At 38.4% G+C, this 20,201-nt stretch carries 13 protein-coding genes; all 13 read left to right on the plus strand.

Going from position 1 to position 20,201, the window contains the following annotated elements:
* Nucleotides 1–452 precede the first annotated feature (452 nt).
* Nucleotides 453–1,583 (plus strand): exonuclease SbcCD subunit D, encoded by a 1,131-nt coding sequence (locus CBF35_RS06380; protein ID WP_126779259.1) that lies wholly within the window; start codon nt 453–455, stop codon nt 1,581–1,583.
* A gap of 12 nt (nt 1,584–1,595) precedes the next feature.
* On the plus strand, nt 1,596–4,775 hold the full coding sequence (locus CBF35_RS06385) for an AAA family ATPase (protein WP_126779261.1): 3,180 nt from the start codon (nt 1,596–1,598) through the stop codon (nt 4,773–4,775).
* A 16-nt stretch (nt 4,776–4,791) separates the two neighbouring features.
* Nucleotides 4,792–7,995, plus strand: a complete 3,204-nt coding sequence (locus CBF35_RS06390) for a DEAD/DEAH box helicase (protein ID WP_126779263.1) — start codon at nt 4,792–4,794, stop codon at nt 7,993–7,995.
* 122 nt (nt 7,996–8,117) lie between these two features.
* On the plus strand, nt 8,118–8,861 hold the full coding sequence (locus tag CBF35_RS06395; RefSeq protein ID WP_126779265.1) for a MurR/RpiR family transcriptional regulator: 744 nt from the start codon (nt 8,118–8,120) through the stop codon (nt 8,859–8,861).
* 141 nt (nt 8,862–9,002) lie between these two features.
* On the plus strand, nt 9,003–10,427 hold the full coding sequence (locus CBF35_RS06400) for a 6-phospho-beta-glucosidase (protein WP_126779267.1): 1,425 nt from the start codon (nt 9,003–9,005) through the stop codon (nt 10,425–10,427).
* Between the two features lie 85 nt (nt 10,428–10,512).
* On the plus strand, nt 10,513–11,517 hold the full coding sequence (locus CBF35_RS06405) for a LacI family DNA-binding transcriptional regulator (RefSeq protein ID WP_126779270.1): 1,005 nt from the start codon (nt 10,513–10,515) through the stop codon (nt 11,515–11,517).
* A 162-nt stretch (nt 11,518–11,679) separates the two neighbouring features.
* Nucleotides 11,680–12,543, plus strand: a complete 864-nt coding sequence (locus CBF35_RS06410) for an ABC transporter permease (RefSeq protein ID WP_244922574.1) — start codon at nt 11,680–11,682, stop codon at nt 12,541–12,543.
* Nucleotides 12,544–12,557: 14 nt separating this feature from the next.
* The gene (locus CBF35_RS06415; RefSeq protein WP_126779272.1) at nt 12,558–13,448 is read left to right on the plus strand and encodes a carbohydrate ABC transporter permease; all 891 of its coding nucleotides are present in this window, start codon (nt 12,558–12,560) and stop codon (nt 13,446–13,448) included.
* Nucleotides 13,449–13,484: 36 nt separating this feature from the next.
* A complete protein-coding gene (locus CBF35_RS06420; RefSeq protein ID WP_126779274.1) occupies nt 13,485–15,119 on the plus strand; it encodes a type 2 periplasmic-binding domain-containing protein in 1,635 nt (544 codons plus the stop codon).
* Nucleotides 15,120–15,143: 24 nt separating this feature from the next.
* Entirely contained in the window at nt 15,144–15,755 is a 612-nt protein-coding gene (locus CBF35_RS06425) for a DUF624 domain-containing protein (protein ID WP_126779276.1), read from the plus strand.
* Between the two features lies 1 nt (nt 15,756).
* Entirely contained in the window at nt 15,757–17,085 is a 1,329-nt protein-coding gene (locus CBF35_RS06430; RefSeq protein WP_126779278.1) for a glycoside hydrolase family 30 protein, read from the plus strand.
* A 19-nt stretch (nt 17,086–17,104) separates the two neighbouring features.
* Nucleotides 17,105–18,037, plus strand: a complete 933-nt coding sequence (locus tag CBF35_RS06435; protein WP_126779280.1) for an ROK family protein — start codon at nt 17,105–17,107, stop codon at nt 18,035–18,037.
* Complete coding sequence (locus tag CBF35_RS06440) at nt 18,027–20,189, plus strand: glycoside hydrolase family 3 N-terminal domain-containing protein (protein ID WP_126779282.1); 2,163 nt, start codon at nt 18,027–18,029, stop codon at nt 20,187–20,189. Before CBF35_RS06435 ends, CBF35_RS06440 begins: the two co-directional genes overlap by 11 nt.
* The last annotated feature ends 12 nt before the right edge of the window (nt 20,190–20,201 follow it).

Below are 20,201 nucleotides of genomic sequence, written 5' to 3' on the forward strand. Positions count from 1 at the left end.
AGAAAATCAGTGTTTTCTCGGTCACAACATTTACAATGAGTGGGTGTATAAGTCAAAGTAGCAAAATAAAGGGTTGCAGTAACGCCTTTTATTTTTTGTTCAACGCATGCTTTTTCAGCAAATGTGATATTGGGGTCTTTTAAATTAAGTGATAATCGGATATAATCGTTATGAAACATATGAATTCTCCTCCCTGAATTGGTGTAAGCAACTTTATTCTAACTGGAAAGTTCATATGTTTCTATTTTTTTGCGTAAAAATAGGTGTGAATGAATCTCTTCATCCACACCAAAAATTATACAGCCGAAAAATAAACAATTAGACAGAAGTGAAAACTTCTGTTTTTTTGTTTTATAAAAGCTGGAAAATAAGTTCCTTAGCGTGTTTTTTCTATTTTGGCTGAAAATTTGGTATAATGGTGGGAAGATGTTTTATAAGAAGAGGTGAGGGAAATGAAATTTTTACATACAGGTGATTGGCACATTGGCAAAAAGTTAAATGGTTACGATCTCTTAGAGGAGCAATCTTTTGCCTTTCAAGAAGTCATGAAAATTGCCGAAACTGAAAAGGTTGATGGCATCATCATTGCTGGGGATTTATACGACCGTTCAGTACCAAGTATCGAGGCTGTCGAATTATTCAACCACATGCTGTTTGAAATGAATTTAAAAAAAGGCTACCCAGTCTTTGCAATTTCCGGTAATCATGACAGTGCCACCCGTTTAGAAACCGGTGGTCCTTGGTATGAAACCTTAAATTTTCACTTACATACGAAATTAGCTCAAGGCTTAAAGCCAGTCGAATTTGGCGACAGCCAACTGTTTTTATTGCCTTATTTTGAGCCTTTTGAAGCCAGAGCCTACTTTCAGGATGATGAGATTCGCAGTGTCGATCAAGCCATGGCTTTAGTCGTGGCAGAAATGACTACTCACTTTAAGCCAGGGCTGAAACAAATTTTAGTTTCTCACTTTTTTGTAGCGGGCAGTGAAAAATCTGACTCGGAAACGAAAGTCATGGTAGGAGGACTTGATGTTGTTCCTTTATCATTATTAGAAGGGTTTGACTATGTGGCTTTAGGTCACTTACATCATAAAAATGCCTTACAAGGTGACAATGCCCGATATAGTGGCTCCTTGTTAAAATACTCTTTATCAGAAATTAACCAAAAAAAGGGTGTCTGGCTAGTCGAAACAGCTGATGAAAAAGTCAGTTATGACTTTATTGAAATTCCACCTTACCGAGCATTGTTACATCTAGAAGAAGACTTTGGGACGTTGATGTCACCCGCCTTTTATCAACAAATTGATCGAGAAGCGTATATCGCCATTTCCTTAACTGATCGTGGGGTAATTCCTAATGTGATGAACCAATTGCGCAGTGTTTATCCGCGGATTATTCAAATGGAACGAGCTTTTGGTCGCGAGCGAGAATTGGCGCCACAACGGAGCACAGTTGCTTTGAAAGAGACGAGTCCAACTGAGCTATTTAGCGAGTACTTTAAAGAGACAACAGGTGAAGCTTTAACACCACGACAAGCCGCCTGGTTAGCTGAGGAAATCAGCGACACCCAAAGAGAAAAGTAAGGAGGGCTAGGGATGAAACCAGTCAAATTAACAATGAAAAATTTTGGACCTTATGAAAATGTCACGATTGATTTTGAACGTTTAGCTCAGACCTCACTTTTCTTAATTAGTGGTAAAACAGGCACAGGGAAAACGACGATTTTTGATGGCATGACTTTTGCTTTATATGGTGAAACGACAGGTGGGGTTCGTTTAGGCAAAGAAATGCGCTCCAATTTTGCAGAGCCAAGCACAAAAACCGCTGTCACCTTTGAATTTACCCACCAAGAGCATGTCTATCAAGTCAGTCGTGAACCAGAACAAGTCTTGAATAAACGAGTCGGGGAAGGGACCACAGTCCGACCGGCAAAAGTCTCTTTGACAGTCTTTGATTTACAAGGCAAGGAGTTAAAACAATTAACGAAAAGTAAAGAAGTTCAAAGTTTTGTGGAAGAACTATTACATTTAAATGCTCAACAGTTTACGCAAATCGTCCTCTTACCACAAGGGGATTTCCGGAAATTTTTAAATGCTGACAGTAATGAAAAAGAAGCTGTTTTACGAAAACTATTTAATACAGCGCTCTATCGCCAAATTGCCGAACAACTAAAAGAAAAAAAGAAGAATTATGCAAAAGAGTTAGCGACTGAAGAGCAAGAAATTAAGTTACTCTTCCGTCAAATTAAATGGGATAAACAGTTTGCCGAAAGGGAGGAAACTGTGACCAGTGTCAGTGACAAGCTTGACTTACTCAAAGAGCAAATCACTAAGACAACTGTGGCCCAAAAAAATCAGTTAGCAGTCATTCAGAAACAGCAAGCAGTACTGGCGACTAACCAACAAGCCTTAACTAAAGGGGAGCAACTGGTTGCCTTGTATGAGGAACAAAGAATGGCTGAGAATAAACTGACACAGTTGTTAGCCGAAGAAGAGCTACGAGCTGAAGAAAGGGCCCAAGTTAAAGAACTAACTTGGCTTAAAGCTCAGGAAAAAAAGATCTTACGTTACGAGGAAACAATCGTCCAGAGCCGAGAAATTAGTCAACGACTGACTTTAGTCAAAGAAAAGTCAGCTACTTTAGAGAGTCAGATCGAAGAACAGAGCCAAGTAGAAAACCAATTATTAAGCCAACAAATGGAGATGGCGGAAGCCCGTCAAGAAGCAGAAGAACTGGCACGTTTAGAGCCGCTCTTAGTTGAAAGTAGTAACCTTAAAGCCCAAGCGAGTCAATTAACAGCTGAGGTAGAAAAGCAAGAAGCGGAGTTACGAGTAATAACAACCGAACTTAAGCAGTTAAGTCAGAAAATTAAAGAGCATGAAGACGTACTTAATACTAAGGATCAATTACTCACTGCAAGTGAAGAACAAAGAAGCAAAGAAGCCGTCATTAAGGAACTTTTAACGGAAAGTCAGGAAATTCTAAAGGTAACTGAGCGAGTGGCTACTGAAGGAGAGCAGTTAGTCCATTTAGAAGCTAAGTCAGTGACTGCTGAAGCCGTTGTAACTGAGGCAAATCAGCAGTATCTCCTTGAAAAAAGTCAGTTAGCTCGTTTGCAAATTGCCCGACTAAGTTTGGATTTAGTTCCAGGAACCCCTTGTTTAGTTTGTGGCTCAAAGGAACACCCGGCCCCAGCCCAAGATCAGTGGTCATTAGCAGAAATCAAAGCCAGTGAGTTAGCCTTAGAAGAAGCGGAAGTTGCTTGGACTAAGAGTCGTGAGGCTGTGATTAGTCTTGAAGAAGGGTTAAAACATCAACGAGCTAAGCTAGGGGAAAGTCAGGAAGTAGTCATGACTAAAGAAAAAGCCTTAAGTGACAAGCTTCAACTAAGTTCTTTCCAAGAAAATGACTTAATGTCTGTCCTTAAGAACTCCCAGTGGCTTGAAGTTGTGAACTATTTACAAAAAGAAAGAACTGCCTTGGAAGAAGAAAGCCAGAAAACCCAAGGAAGTTTAGCCCAATTAGAAGTTGTCAAAAGGGAGCAAAAAAAGTTACAGCAGACCCAGGACCAGTTGCTAACGCAAGAAGTAACTAGTAAAGAACAACTAATCAGTCGTCAAAGTGAGTTATTAAAAGTCACGACGACCTTAACAACCTTAGTGAAACAAGTCCCCGATAAATGGCGAGAATTAACGAGTTTAGCCCCTTTAATCGAAGAACGGCAAGGAGCGGTGACTGCTTGGGAACTTAAAGTTAAGACAGTTACCGATCAATTAACTGAGTTAAAGCAAGAGGCAATTATTCAAGCAACGAATCAAGTGAACTATCAAGGGGAACTTGATCAAGTGACAGCTCTTAACCAGGAGTTAGTGACGGAGTTAACAAAAACAATAGAAGAAAGTCCATATGATTACCAAGTAGCTGACTTAATTCCTAGTTTAGCTAACTTAACGAAACTAACCGCTTTAGAAGCTGGCTTAGCTAGTTATCAACAGGCGCTAAGTTTAGTTAAACATGAGATTAGTGGGATTAAAGCCAAAATAGCTGAGGAAGTGTTACCGGATTTAGCCGAGCTAAAGGGCCAAGTTCAAGCATTAATGAGTGAATTAGCAGCAGCGGAAAAAATTGGTCTGCTGTTAGAGCAAGAAATAGCGTATAATCAAGAGTTGTTGACGACACTCAGTCAAAAACAAAAAGCTCTTGAAAAAGAGTGGCAGATTTTAAGTGAGTTAAGCCAGTTGTCAGAAGTTGCCAATGGTGATGGCCCATATAATAAGATGAGTTTAGAACGCTATGTGCTACAAGCTTATTTTGAAGAGATTTTACGAGTAGCCAATCAGCGCTTGATTCAATTGACGAATAATCGTTATAGCTTTGAAATTAAAGTTGAAGGCGGTTCTTACAAAAAACAAACAGGTTTAGAAATTAATGTTTACGATGATAATGTGGGAGCGACGCGAAGTGTTAATACCTTATCAGGTGGCGAAAGCTTTATTGCGGCCTTGTCCTTATCGCTGTCTTTAGCAGAAGTCGTCCAACAACAAGCTGGTGGCATTCAAATTGAAGCGATGTTTATTGACGAAGGCTTTGGCTCATTAGATGAAGATGCTTTAGAAATGGCGATTGACGCCTTAGAATTAGTCGAAGGTAAAGGACGGATGATTGGGATTATTAGTCATGTCCGTGAGTTAAAACAACGAATTCCTCAACAACTACAAGTCATTGGCACAGGAGCCGGCACCAGTCAGATTCAGTATCATACAGAGTTAGAATAGAGGCGGAGAGAAAAAGATGAAGTGGACAATTCCAGAACGGATTATTCAAAAAGGTCGTAAGTACGCCGATGAGAAGCGGGTCACAGCTATTACTCAAGACTTAAGCCAAGAAGTTTGGCACGCAGAAGTCATTGGTTCAGAAGTTTACCGCGTGGAATTAGATGGCACTCCTCGGGAGAAAGATGTGTGTACGTGTTTATATTGGCAAGATAAAGGCTATTGTAAGCATACAGTCGCCGTTGAATTAGCCTTAAGAGACAAAGGATTAAATCGCGTCTTAAAACAAAATAAAAACTTAAAAGCCACTTATAAAGCACCTAGTTTATCGAAAATCTTTACGGATAGTTTCGCTAAACTTCAAGATAAAGAAACCAATCAAACGTTACAAGAAGTCACTCCTTTAACAGTGGAGTTTGTCGTTGAAAGTGTGGAGATTTCTAAATACCACCCAGAGAAATCAGTTTTCGGCTTAGGTTTTAAAATTGGTTTTGAAGGTGGTCGGACTTATGTGGCTAAAAATGCCCATGAATTTCTTGAGAAGTTTAGTAAGCAAGAAAGTTTCCGCGTAGGGGATAAATATCAATACAATTTATTAGCGCGTAATTTTTCGGAAACCGATCTTAACTTACTAAATCAAGCCTTAAAAATTCATGAAAGCAATCAAATGGTCACTAATAGTGGCATTCAAAGTAAAGGGATGTTAAAAACTCGTTATGTCTTATTGCCATTAAAGCAAGTGAAAGACTTTTTAGTGTTGTTACACCGGAATGATAAATTACAGTTAGTCATTAATGAGAAAACGTTAACGACCTTGTATTTTTCAGAAGAAAAATTACCGTTAAACTTTGAAGTGATTCCCCAAGGCGAAGGCTTTGTCTTGAAAATTAAAGACCAAGTTGATATGTATTGGGAAACTTACCGCTGGTTAAATCGAGGGGCGACTTTTTACGAGTTAAGCAGTCAGCAACAAGATATTTACCAAACCTTGATGCAATTAATTAAGCGGGCAGAAAAACCAGAAATTTATTATGACTCAGAAGATGTGGCGGATCTCTTTTCTTACGTTTTGCCCACATTAGAATTAATCGGTGAAGTGGTTGTGGACAGTAGTTTACAAACTGAGATGATCCAAGTTCCCTTGAAAACCCACTTTTATTTGGCTCATAAAAAAGACAAACTGATTTTACGAGTAGATTATTGTTATGGGGAAGAAGTCTTTTCAAGTGATCCGGCTTTTTCAACGGCAACTGATAAGACAGCTTTAGTTGTTCGGAACCAAGTTCAAGAAAATCGGATTGATAAGATTTTAACTTATTACGGTTACACTCAACGGGCCCGCGGTTACAGTCAAGGGTTACCAGAAAAAGCTGAATTGTATCGTTTGTTTTCAGAAGTGATTCCTTATTTCCGAAAAATCGCTACAGTTGAGATTGAGGCTAGTTTAAGTGGCTTATACTTAGACGCTGTTCAATACCAACCGAAGATTGAAGTTTTAGAAGAAGGCTCTTGGTTAGACATTCGTTTTGATGTTTCCAATATTGCGGAAAGTGACGTTAATAATGTCTTAATTAGTTTAATGAATCAAGAGAAGTTTTACCAATTAGACAGTGGCGAAGTGCTAGCTTTAGATTCAGAAGCTTTCCAACAAACTAGTGAAGCTTTAGCTAAGTTACGGGGTCAGTTAAACTTTCAAGATGGCAAGTTCTTAATTCCTAAGTACCGTGGTTTACAAGTGGAAGAAGCCTTAGAAACCGTTAGCACTACCACATTTAGTGAAGATTTCACGAAAATGGTAGGCAACTTAACGAAACCAGAAACTTTAGATTTCCCAGTTCCGAAAAGTTTAAATGCAGAACTTCGTGAATATCAAACAGCTGGCTATCGCTGGTTGAAAATGTTAAGTCAGTATCATTTTGGCGGGATTTTAGCCGATGAGATGGGGCTCGGAAAAACAATTCAAGGGATTACTTATTTGTTATCAGAAAAAGAAGCTAATGTGAGCCAACCTTCATTAATTGTAGCACCAGCTAGTTTGATTTATAACTGGCAAATGGAGTGTGAAAAATTTGCTCCAGACTTAAAAACAGTCGTTGTGACTGGTAATAAAAATGAACGGGAGCTTTTAATTCAAGGTGGGGATGAGGTTGATTTACTAATCACGTCCTATGCTAGTTTACGTCAAGACATTGAGTGGTATCAAAAACTCTCTATTCATTGTCTGATTTTGGATGAAGCCCAAATGATTAAAAACTCAGCGACGAAAACGTTCCAAGCAATCAAAGAATTAAAAACCGTTCATCGCTTTGCCTTAAGTGGTACGCCGATTGAAAATAATTTAGAAGAACTATGGTCATTGTTCTACATGTTAATGCCTGGTTTCTTTCCTTCGAAAGCGAAGTTTAAAAACATGCCTACAGAAGAAATTGCGAAGATGATTCAACCGTTTATTTTACGACGTGAGAAGAAAACGGTCTTAAAAGATCTACCAGATAAGATTGAATCAAACTTGTACAGTTCTTTAACGGAAGAACAAAAGACCGTCTATGTGGCCCATTTACGGCAGATGCAAGAGTCAGTAGCTGGTATGACCAGTGAAGGCTTTAAGAAAAATCGGATTTCTGTGTTAGCTGGCTTAACCCGTTTACGCCAAATTTGTTGTGACCCCCGTCTCTTTATTGATGATTTCCAAGGGGATTCAGGTAAGCTAGAGCAAGTTAAAGAATTAGTAGTAGCAGCGAAAGAGAATGGTCGACGGATTCTAATTTTTTCTCAATTCACTAGTATGTTAAGTATTATTGAGAGTGAGTTTGCGGAACTTGGAATCGACACCTTCTACTTAAGAGGAAGTACTAAACCAAAAGAGCGACTGAATATGGTGGAAGCTTATAACGGTGGCGAGAAAGATGTCTTTTTAATTTCCTTGAAAGCTGGGGGAACTGGTCTGAACTTAACAGGGGCAGATACGGTAATTCTCTACGATTTATGGTGGAACCCAGCAGTCGAAGAACAAGCAGCTGGCCGTGCACACCGCATGGGACAGAAAAAAGTGGTCGAAGTTTGGCGTTTAATCGCTGAAGGGACAATTGAAGAAAAAATGAATGCCTTGCAACAAGAGAAAAAAGACTTGTTTGATAAAGTCTTAAATGCGGAAGAAGAGCAACAGTTAGCTAAGTTAACGGAAGCTGATATTCGCGAAATTCTCAGCATTGGCATGGATTGATAAGTAAGTGGGAGACAAGTGAGGAATCACTTGTCTTTTTTATTTGATAGTCAAAGGTATTAATAGTAAGATGATAACAATAAGTTTGAAAAGGCTTTATATTATGAAAAGGGGTGCTTAAGATGTCTTTTTTAGGACAAGTTAACTTTAATTTATTATCAGAAGTCGACCGGTCAATTTATAATTATATGACAACGAACAGTGATAAAATACCTTATATGCGTGTGCGGGAAATTGCCGATGAGTCGCATACCTCGGCATCATCAGTGATGCGCTTTATTAGAAAAATTGGCTATGAAAGTTTCACTGATTTTAAGACCCATTTTCGTATCGAGCATGAAATGAGCTTTCAAGGCAATTATTTTGAAAAAGGTGAAAGTTGGTTAGCGGCTAAAAACTTTCCCCAAAACACGGAATTACAATTGAAAATTATTGCGGAAAAGATCCTCAAGGCTGACACTGTCATTTTATTTGGCACCGGCTCTTCAGGAGCGATTTGTGAATATGGTGGCCGTAAACTAGCATCAATTGGTTGTAATAGTGTGGTGCTAACAGATCCGACGTATCCGATTTTCGGGAAACTCCGAAACACAGCAAGCAATCTCTTAATAACCTTGTCAGTGTCTGGAACGACGACGGAAGTCATTGAAACGGTGAATGGCTTTAATCGCCACCCAGATTTTGAAACAGTCTGTATCACAGCTAATAGTAATAGTACACTAGCAGCGATGTCTGATTATATTTTAAGTTATCAAGTTGAAATTCAAGAACTCCATAAACACGAAGATATGACCTCGCAAATCCCTTGTATGCACTTATTAGAAAGTCTAGTAATGACTGTTTTAGAGCTAGATAATGTACTTTAAATCAGCAAGACGGTACAAGGCGTACCAGTAGTGGCTTTGGAGTCAAGTAAGTGGTACGTTAGTCACAATTGAGAAAACCCTTTCATTTAGCTTCTGAAAATTATATACTCAAAGTGTAGAAATGTTAGAGGAGGTTTACAAGTGAATAAAAACGTTTTTAATTCTAAGTTCTTATGGGGGGGTGCTGTTGCAGCCCATCAAATCGAAGGGGGTTGGGATCAAGGAGGCAAAGGTGTTAGTATTGCCGATGTGATGACAGCAGGTGCCAATGGCGTTGCTCGTGAAATTACTGAGGGGGTTATCCCAGGTAATAATTATCCTAATCATCAGGCAATTGATTTTTATAGTCGCTACAAAGAAGACATTAAATTATTTGCTGAGTTAGGTTTGAAATGTTTTAGAACATCAATTGCTTGGACGCGAATTTTTCCTAAAGGGGACGAGCAAGAGCCAAATGAAGCAGGCTTACAATTTTACGATGATCTCTTTGATGAGTTATTAAAATATGGGATTGAACCAATCATTACTTTGTCTCATTTTGAAATGCCTTATTATTTATCGACTGAGTATGGTGGTTTTAAAAACAAAAAAGTCATTGATTTTTTCACTCACTACGCTGAAACTGTAATGACTCGTTACAAAGATAAAGTTAAATATTGGATGACCTTCAATGAAATCAATAACCAAGCTGATGGTCAGCACGACTTACATGTTTGGACCAATTCAGGAATTCGTTTTGAAGCTGGGGACAATAAAGAAGAAGTGGTTTATCAGGCTGGCTTGAATGAACTAATCGCTAGTGCGAAAGCAGTAACCATTGGCCGTAACATTAATCCGGAATTTCAAATCGGCTGTATGATGGCTTATGTACCAGCTTACCCTTATTCTTGTAAGCCAGAAGACATGATGGCGTCAGTTAAAGTCATGGATCGACGTTTCTTTTATAGCGATGTTCATGCCCGTGGTGAAATTCCCGCATATATTTTAAAATACTGGGAGCAAAATAATTTTAACATTGAGTACACAGCAGAAGAATTAGCGGTGTTAAAAACGGGAACTGTTGATTACATTGGGTTTAGTTACTATATGTCAACGACGACAACGACTCAAGAAGAAGTCGAAGGTTATGACATTAGTGATTTCCCAGCAGCTAAAATTACTACGAATCCTTTTGTTAAAGCCAGTGACTGGGGTTGGCAAATTGATCCAGTCGGCTTACGTTATACGTTAAATGTTGTCTATGAGCGTTATAATTTACCGTTGTTTATCGTTGAGAATGGCTTTGGAGCTTATGATAAAGTCGAAACTGACGGTAGTATTAACGATGATTATCGGATTGATTATTTACAACAGCACATCGAACAAATGGCTTTAGCAGTCAATGAAGACGGTGTGGAACTTCTTGGCTATACGCCTTGGGGGATTATTGATATTGTTAGTTTTGGGACTGGCGAGATGGAAAAGCGCTATGGCTTTATTCATGTCGATAAAAACAATCAAGGGGAAGGGTCATTAAATCGGAGTAAGAAAAAATCCTTTTATTGGTATCAAGAATTAATTAAGTAAGGGTTTTCAAATGAGAGTTGGCAGTTTGAGATTAGTGTGGTATCTTTAGAGAAGAAAATAAAAACGTTTTTAGGAGTGGCGAACAATGAGCAAAACAACGATCAAAGACGTAGCAAAAGCTTCTGGCTACTCAATCTCAACTGTCTCTAATGCAATCAACAATGTTGACGTGATTACCCCAAGCACGAAAGAACATATTTTAAAAGTCGCCAAAGAGCTAAATTACGTGCCGAACATCAATGGTAAATTATTAAAAGCGAAAGAAAGTAAAATGATTGGTTTTTTTACTAGTAGTATTAGTGGTCCTTACTTTTATAAGCTTGTTGAAACAATGGCGAAGGAAGCTGAAATTAACGGGTATGGTTTGAACATCTTCGTAACAACGAATCGCAAAAAGTTAATGGATAATATTATTGGTGGCAATGTTGATGGTGTGATTATCTTTGAAGACCAATGGGTAGACGAGGAAGTCATCAGTGTTCTAGAGGGGACAAGTAAGAAATGTGTCTTTTTAGATCGTTCGATTGAAGCGGAAACGATGACGAGTATTACTTTTGATTCTTTTAAAGCAGGTTATGAAGCGACTAAGTATTTACTAAACTTAGGCAATCGAAAAATTATTTTTGTTGACGGTATTGAGAGTATGTATGATAACCTCCAGCGTAAACAAGGGTATGAAGCAGCTATGGCAGAAGCCGGTTTTCAGTTAACAGAAGATGATTTTATTCAAGGTTTATTCGAAGAAAATGCGTCCTACATTGCAACAAAAGCCTATCTACATAATCCTAACTTCGTTCGGCCTGATGCTTTCTTAGCATCAAATGATTTAAGTGCCATTGGTACGATTAAAGGGATTCAATCAGAAGGCATGGCAGTTCCCGCAGATATTCAAGTCATGGGCTTTGATGACATTGATATTGCCGAATATTTCCAACCTCCTTTAACAACAGTCTGGAACCCGATTGCCAGACAAGGAGTCTTAGCAGTCGAAAGCTTACTGAAAATGTTACAAGGGGAAGCAGCCCCAGCGATGACTAAGCTAGAAGGTAAATTAGTCGTTAGACAATCAACACAGTTTAGTGGAAAATAACTAGCTTGTGTTTAGCAATAATAAAAACGTTTTTATTAATAGGAGGGTGAGTTTTTGGAGAACCAAGTGATGAATCAGAAAAAAAGAGTTGAAAAAGCAACTCGTAAGGAACGCATCAGTCGATGGTGGTTCCAATTTAAAAATCAATGGGAATTACAAACAATGGTTTTACCAGGTATTATTTTTATGTTTGTCTTTAGTTATATTCCAATATATGGGTTAACCATTGCGTTTAAAAGCTATACTGTCATCGACACAATTGACTCGGCACCATGGGTTGGATTAGAAAACTTTCGAATTATTTTAGGGGATAAGTTCTTTTGGGAATCAGTTGTTAATACACTTGGAATTAGTTTCTTAAAATTAGGAATTGGTTTTATAATCCCAATTATTTTAGCTATCCTGATTTTTGAATTAAAGGATGGACCATTCAAGAAATTAGTGCAAACGATTTCATACATGCCTCACTTCCTATCTTGGATTGTTTTAGGTGGGATGTTAATTACTTGGTTATCCACAACAGGTTTATTAAATCAAATTTTAGCAGGCTTAGGTGTAGCAGCTCAACCGAAAAACTACTTACTGGATGCAGATGCATATTGGTGGATAGCCGTACTTTCAGACATTTGGAAAGAAGCTGGTTGGGGGACGATTCTTTACTTAGCGACAATGTCCAAAATCGATCCATCTTATTATGAAGCTGCAAAAATTGATGGAGCAAGTCGTTTAAAACAAATTACTAGTATCACATTACCGATGATGAGTACGATTATTAGTTTGAACTTAATTTTAACTGTTAGTGGTCTTTTAGGTTCTAACTTAGATCAAACTTTAGTTTTAATGAATCCGCAAAACCAAGCGAAGGCTGAAGTTATCAATTCTTATGTTTACCGAATGGGTATGACTCAAGGTGATTTCTCATATGCAACAGCTGTTGGTTTAGGAATCTCAATTGTTTCGGTGATTTTACTTCTTATCTCGAACAAAGTAACGAGTAGCTTAAATGATAATCAATCAGTCTTATAGGGGGAGAAAATACAATGCAAAGAAAAGTTATGAAAAAAGACGTAGACAGTCGTATCTTTAATTTCATCAATGCCACTGTACTACTAATATTTACGATCATTATCATTGTTCCCTTATGGAATGTCTTGGCCTCATCTTTCAGTTCAGGCTCGTCACTTTCAACAGGTAACTTCTTATTTTGGCCAAAGGAATTTTCATTGGAAAATTACCGGGCAGTCTTTAAAGATACGACAATTTGGCGAGCTTTCTTTATCTCAATTGCTAAAACAGTCATCGGCGTCTCAACTCACGTCTTGTTTTGCGGGATGATGGCTTACGCCATGAGTAAACGAAATCTTAAAGGTCGAAAATTTTATTCGACAATGGGGATTGTGACAATGTTTTTCTCAGGTGGGATGATTCCAACTTACTTATTAATTAAATCTCTAGGTTTGCTAAATAGCTTCTGGGTGTATATTATCCCAGCCATGCTTAGTTACTACGATGTGATTATTTTGATGAACTTCTTTAGAGGAGTTCCTGATTCTTTAGAAGAATCTGCCATGATTGATGGGGCAGGTCAGTGGAAGATTTTTGCATCAATCTACTTGCCATTGTCAAAACCAGCTTTAGCAACAATCGCCCTCTTTAATGGGGTTGGTCAATGGAATGATTTTATGACAACAAAACTTTATATCACTGATAAAGCCTTATATCCGTTACAAATGAAGCTCTATGAAATTATTGTCCAGTCACAAACGAAAACAATGCAAAACATGGCTGTCGGGTCAGCAGTAATCGAAACGACAACTAAAGGGGTCCAACTAGCAACAATTGTTATTACCACGGTCCCGATCTTAATTATTTATCCAATTCTGCAAAAACATTTCATTTCTGGAATGATGGTTGGAGCAGTTAAAGAATAGTGTACTAAAATAACTATACAAAAGGGGATTAGCAAGATGAAGATGAGCAAAAAAGTTTTAGGTGTTAGTACCGTATTATTAGCGAGCATGGTTTTAATTGCTGGTTGTTCAAGTAAAGAGAAAAAGACTGAGGGCGGTAACGAAATATCTTTAGAAGGCCGTTATGAATTAGATGCCACTAAGCCAGCTTGGACCTTAGATAAAAAAGAAGAAATGACGGAATTAACTTGGTATGTTAACGCTGATTGGTGGAACACTGATTTTGGGAATGATGTTGTCACTAAAAAAATCAAAGAAGATTTAAATGTTGATATTAAATTTTTAACAGGGGATGACACTAAATTAAACACCTTCTTCGCTGGTGGGGACATGCCAGATATCGTGACTGTTTTTGATGCAAAATCGAAAGTTGCCCAACAAGCAAACACTTGGGCTTTACCGTTAGATGATTTAGCTAAGAAGTACGATCCTTATTTCTTAGAAGTAGCTGCGGAAGATACGATGAAATGGTTCCAATTAGAAGACGGTAAGACTTATGGTTACCCGAACTATTCTAATACAGCTGCTGATTACGAAAGTGGGATGATTCCTGCAAATACCAACTTTTTAATTCGTCAAGACGTTTATAAAGGTATTGGAGAACCAGCGATGGGAACACCGGCTGAGTTCCAAGCAGCAATGAAATTGATCCATGAAAAATTCCCAGAATTAACACCTTTTGGCTTTAACTCAATTGGTGAAGGGGTAGGATCTTTAGGAGATGCGTTACAAGACTTTATCGGTGTGCCTTTAGAAACAGAAGATGGTGATTTTTATAACCGAAATTTAGATGAAGATTACTTAGCTTGGTTAGAGACTTTGAATAAAGTATACCGTGATGGCAATATTAGTGATGATAGTTTTGCTGATGATGGTGTGGCTTTTGAAGAAAAAATTAAATCTGGTAAATATGCCACAATTATGGCCAATGGTACAGCGCAAATGAGTAGTTTCTTACAAGCATGGTTAACAGCCGACAAAGATGCTCAGTACATTGCAATCGACGGTCCTCAAAGTACTAAAGGTAACGAACCAACACTGCCTCAAAGTGGTATTAGTGGTTGGATGAATACTTTTGTAAGTAAAACTAATGAGGAACCAGCTAAAACAATGCAAATCTTCACTTATTTACAAAGCCTTGAAGGTGGGATTTTAACAACGTTTGGGATTGAAGGGGAAACATTCCAAAAAGATAAAGATGGCAAATTTGAATTACTACCTGAAATTTTAACAATGAAAGAAAATGATCCAGATAACTTTAAAAAAGACATTCGTTTAAGTGAGTTTTTCTTCTTCGGACATGACCGCTACCAAGCGATGGCTAGTGATAAAGTTGCGACACCTGCTCTAGTTCAACCAAGAGCCTGGGGTGAAGGTAAGTTAGTTCCTCACTTTATTTTAGAAAACATTGAACCTAAACAAGGTTCAGCTGAGGCCCGTGCGTTAAGTGGGATCGACACAAACTGGTCAACGACTTTAGTAAGTATGATTCGTGCGAATTCAGACAAAGAGTTTAAAGAAGCTTTGGACAATCACAAAAAATTCTTAACAGACAATGGCATGGATGAGATTACGAAAATTCGTAGTGAAAACATGGAAAAAAATCGTGAAAAATTAGGTATTACAAAATAAAGTAAAGAGGAAGAGGTTGTTGATATGCAAAAGTACATTGGGTTAGACAGTGGTTTGTATCGGACATTATCATTAGTGTTTGACTTAATGATATTAAACTTTTGGTTTATTTTAACGAGTGTACCAATTGTGACTCTTGGTGCTAGCATATCAGCAGCCTATTCTGTGGCTATTAAATTAGTTAACAATGACGCTGTTAGTATTAAAGGGGATTACTTAGAAGCTTTCAAAAGAAACTTCAAAAAGAGCACAGTCGTTTTCTTAAGTAACAGTCTGATTATGCTTGTTATTGGGGCTGTGATTATCGGCGTGAACTTAGAGCTAGCAAAACTGCCATTACTTGTTGTGGTGGCAGTTTTACTGCTTTTATCAGAAATCGTCTATCCGTTAATTACTCTATATGATGGGACTGTGAAAGAGTTATATCATTTCAGTATTGGGATTACTTTACAATATCTGATTTATTTAGTCGTTAGCTTTATTTTAACTTTAGGTTTTCTAGCTTTCCCCATTTATTTTATTAAGTTGTCTTTCTTATGGTTAATGCTAGGTGGCGGCTTGTTAATTTATTTAAAAGCTAAAGTAATTAACCCTTTATTAATTAAACTAAATTTAATCCAAGTTGAGGAAAATTAAAATGAAAAATATGACAATCTATCAATCAACGGCTGCAGATAACTTATTTCAGCCAGTTGATTATCAAGTAAGTAACAATGAGGCTGAAGCAGTTATTGCCATTGCGCCAAAAGAAACGTATCAAACAATTGATGGCTTTGGTGCTTCTTTTACCGATTCATCGGCGTATTTAATTGATCAAGTTTTAGATGGGAATGATAAAGAGTCTTTAATGACTAAGTTATTCGACTTAGAAGAAGGCATCGGCTTATCCGTCATTCGAAATCCTATGGGAGCTTCTGATTACGCTCGAACAATTTATAGTTATGACGATCAACCAGCCGGTCAAGTTGACCCTGAGTTAAAAGATTTTTCAATTGCTCATGATTTAGAAAGTATTTTACCTTTAACTAAATGGGCAGGCGACATCAATCCCGACTTACAAGTCTTTGCTTCCCCTTGGAGTCCACCAGGTTGGATGAAGACGAGTGGGATTATGAATGGCGGTAAGCTGAAAGAAGAATATTACGAAGCGTATGCCAATTATTTTGTGAAATTTATTCAAGCTTATCAAGAGCGTGGCATCAAGATTAATGCCATTACCCCGCAAAATGAGGCCTTATTTATGCCCCTGCACTATCCAAGTATGGAGTTTTTAGCTCATGAAGAAGGTCATTTTATTAAAAATTATTTGAAGCCAGCTTTTGAAGCCAATCAGCTAGCAACTAAAATTTTAGCTTATGACCACAACTGGGATCGAATTGATTATGCTTTTGACGTGATGGATCTAGCTGGTGATGCTGTTGATGGCATGGCTTGGCACTGGTATGGCGGTCGGCCAATTTCTCAAAGTCGCGTTCAGAAGGAATACCCAGAGATGGAAACCCATTTTACGGAAGGCTCTGGCGGTGAGTGGATTCCAGAATTTGAACCTGCCTTTTCTAATGTTATGCGGACAGGGATTGAAGTCATGCGTAATTATTCGAAGACCTTCATCTTATGGAATTTAGCGTTAGATGAAAATAATGGCCCAACAGTACCTGGTTTTGGTAAAAGTACGTGTCGTGGCTTAGTGAAAATTAACCAAGAAACCAAAGAATTAACTTATACTTTAGATTATTATGCGTTAGCCCATTTTAGTAAATTTCTAAAACATGGTGCCAAACGCATTGGGACAACGGAACATCACATTATCAAAAATGTGGCTTTTCTAAATACGGATGGGTCCATCGTCTGTGTCTTGTTTAACGACAGTGAAACAACTCAAACAGTTTCCCTAGAAATCACAGAACAGGGAGCTAAAACGATCGATATTCCTCAAAAGAGCGCCATGACTTTAGTTTTTGAATAGAGTAAAGAGGAGTGTTTTTATGAAATATTACGTAGGAATTGATATTGGTGGAACAAATATAAAATATGGTTTAGTCACTGGTAGTGGTCAAATTGTGATAGATAGCCATGTTAAGACCGCTAATAATGGTGAAAGTATTTTCGCGGAGATTAATAAGATTGTCACAACTTATCAGAAAGACTATGAAGTGACAGCCGTGGGAGTCAGTGCCCCAGGAATTATTTTAGATAACGGCTTTATGGTAACGGGTGGAGCCATTCATGATTTTTACGGGATTAATTTAAAAGAAGAATTAGAAATTCGTTTAGATCTACCAGTAACTGTGGAAAATGACGCTAACTGTGCAGCTCTAGCGGAGAAATGGTTAGGGGCAGGTCAAGATTATCACCACCTGTTAGCTGTAGTAGTTGGCACAGGCATTGGTGGGGGAATTATTATAAATGATCAACTATTCCGTGGTGGTCACGCTACTGCCGGCGAATTTGGTTTTATGATGGTTGAACCAATCGTAAACAAGGATTCCCGGATGGCAACGTTAAGTCTAACTGGTTCAGTTGGCTGTGGGGTTGTTAATAAATACGGAGAAGCCGCAAATTTGATTGAAAGTGACTATTTAAATGGTGAAGAAATCTTTGCTTTAGTTGGCCAAGGTGAAGCTTTAGCTAATCAAGTAGTGGCTGATTTTTATGATCGTTTAGCCATTGGTATTTTTAATATGGCTGTTTCTTTTGATCCTGAAATCATCTTAATTGGTGGAGCGATTAGTGGTAACCAAGCATTTATGGCTGAATTAACGAGACGAGTTCACGAGTTGAAAGCCCAACACCGAGACATGAAAACAGTGACGCTACCAGAAATCCAACCTTGCCAATTTTTAAATCAAGCAGGGATTATTGGCGCAACATACAAAGCCCTATTAGCTCAGGAAAAGGTGGGTAATGATGGAAAATAAGAAATTAAATAAGTTAATTACAGAAATGACGATAGCAGAGAAAGTTGGACAACTTGTCCAACTGACTCCGCTTTATTTTGATGAAGTCGAAGCAGAAGGGGAAAATACTGGTCCGATTAGTGAGATGGGGATGACCAAAGAAGATTTGAGTCGTCTTGGTTCTGTTCTAGGAACCCATACTAAAGATGAAGTGATGGCGATTCAAGAGTATCATTTAAAACATAATCGTTTAGGGATTCCTTTAATCTTTATGGCAGATGTGATTCATGGTTACCGGACGATTTTCCCAGTACCTTTAGGCTTAGCTGCGTCATGGAACCCTAGTTTAGTCGAAGAAGTCGCTAGTTTATCAGCTATCGAAAGCCAAGAAGCAGGGGTTCATGCCACATTCTCACCGATGGTTGACTTAGTGAGAGACCCACGTTGGGGTAGAGTCATGGAAAGTATGGGTGAAGATCCTTATTTAACAAGTCAATACGCTACGGCTTTTGTCAAAGGTTACCAAGGGCAAGCCGGGGATTTAAAAACCAATAAGCAAAAAATTGCTGCCTGTGTTAAACACTTTGTCGGTTACGGAGCTGCTGAAGCTGGTCGAGATTATAACACAGTGGATATTTCGACTTTAAACTTATGGCAAAATTATTTACCGCCTTTTCAAGCTGCCATCGATGCAGGTGTTAAGCTAGTTATGACAGCTTTTAACACCGTTCATGGGGTACCGGCAACGGCTAATAAATGGTTAATGACAGACGTCTTAAAAAAACAACTAGGTTTTGCAGGAGTCGTGATTTCTGACTGGGGAGCTGTAGGAGAATTAATTCCCCACGGCGTTGCCGCCGACGGCAAACAGGCAACGACTAAAGCGTTCAAAGCAGGTGTCGATATTGATATGATGACGGATAACTATCATCGTCATTTAGCTGATCTGATTGCGAAGGAACCAAGTTTAGAAGTTGAACTAGATCAAGCCGTCCTAAAAATCTTAGAACTAAAAAATGAGTTAGGTTTATTTGAAGACCCTTATCGCGGCTTACATGAAATCACAGAAGAAGTCACTTTTTCAGCTGAGATTCAAAGTAAAGCTCGCCGGATAGGTGCAGAATCAATGGTTTTAATCGAGAATCAAGAGCAGATTCTCCCTTTGAAAGAAACTGAAACAATTGCCTTAATCGGACCAAAAGCGGCTTCTCACGATCTATTAGGTGCATGGTCGTGGATTGATGCACCAGAAGATGCAGTAACGATTGCTGAGGGCTTGAGGAGTGCCCATGAGCAAGTCACGGTAGTACCTGTTAGCTCATTGACGGAGTTAAGTGAGCCAGAGTTAGCACAGGCACTAGCCGCTGCTAAAAAGGCTGATAAAGTTGTTTTAGCTTTAGGTGAAAGCTCAACTGAAACAGGTGAAGCTGCTAGTAAATCCACATTGTCATTACCAGAGTCCCAGTTAAGGTTGTTAAAAGCGATTTATGACGTCAATCAACAGATTGTAGTTGTCTTAATTAATGGTCGGCCATTAGAACTTGGTCCGATTAAAGCCTTTAGCCAAGGGATTTTAGAAGCTTGGTTCCCAGGAACTCAAGCTGGTCATAGTGTGGCAGACGTCTTATTAGGTAAAATTAATCCTAGTGGTAAGTTACCAATGAGCTTTCCAGTTAACGTTGGCCAAGTCCCGATTTACTACAATAAGTTAACGACTGGTCGTCCAGTCAGAGAATGGAACAGAGATGAGAAGTATGTCTCACGTTACATGGATATTTCAAATGAACCGCTGTATCCTTTCGGTTATGGTCTAACTTATGGACAAATTGATATCACAGAGATTAAACAAAGCAGTCAAAGAATGACTGAAGAGACTAATTTGACTTTTGATGTCACACTAAAAAATCAAAGTACTGTCAAGACTACCGAAACACTCCAATGTTATGTTCAAACCTTAGTTGCCGAAGTTGCTCGGCCAGAACGAGAATTAAAACAATTTAAACAAGTAACTTTAGAGCCTGGCGAAGAAAAAACAGTTGTGATTGAGTTAGGCGTTGCTGATTTGAATTACATTCACTCAGATTTATCTCGTCAAGCAGATCAAGGGAACTACGATGTTTATCTGGGGACAGATAGTCGAGGGCCAAAAGTCGGTAGTTTTTCATATAATTAATGATAGGAGAGA

The organism is Vagococcus salmoninarum (assembly GCF_003987495.1).
GTDB classification, from domain to species: Bacteria; Bacillota; Bacilli; order Lactobacillales; family Vagococcaceae; genus Vagococcus_D; species Vagococcus_D salmoninarum.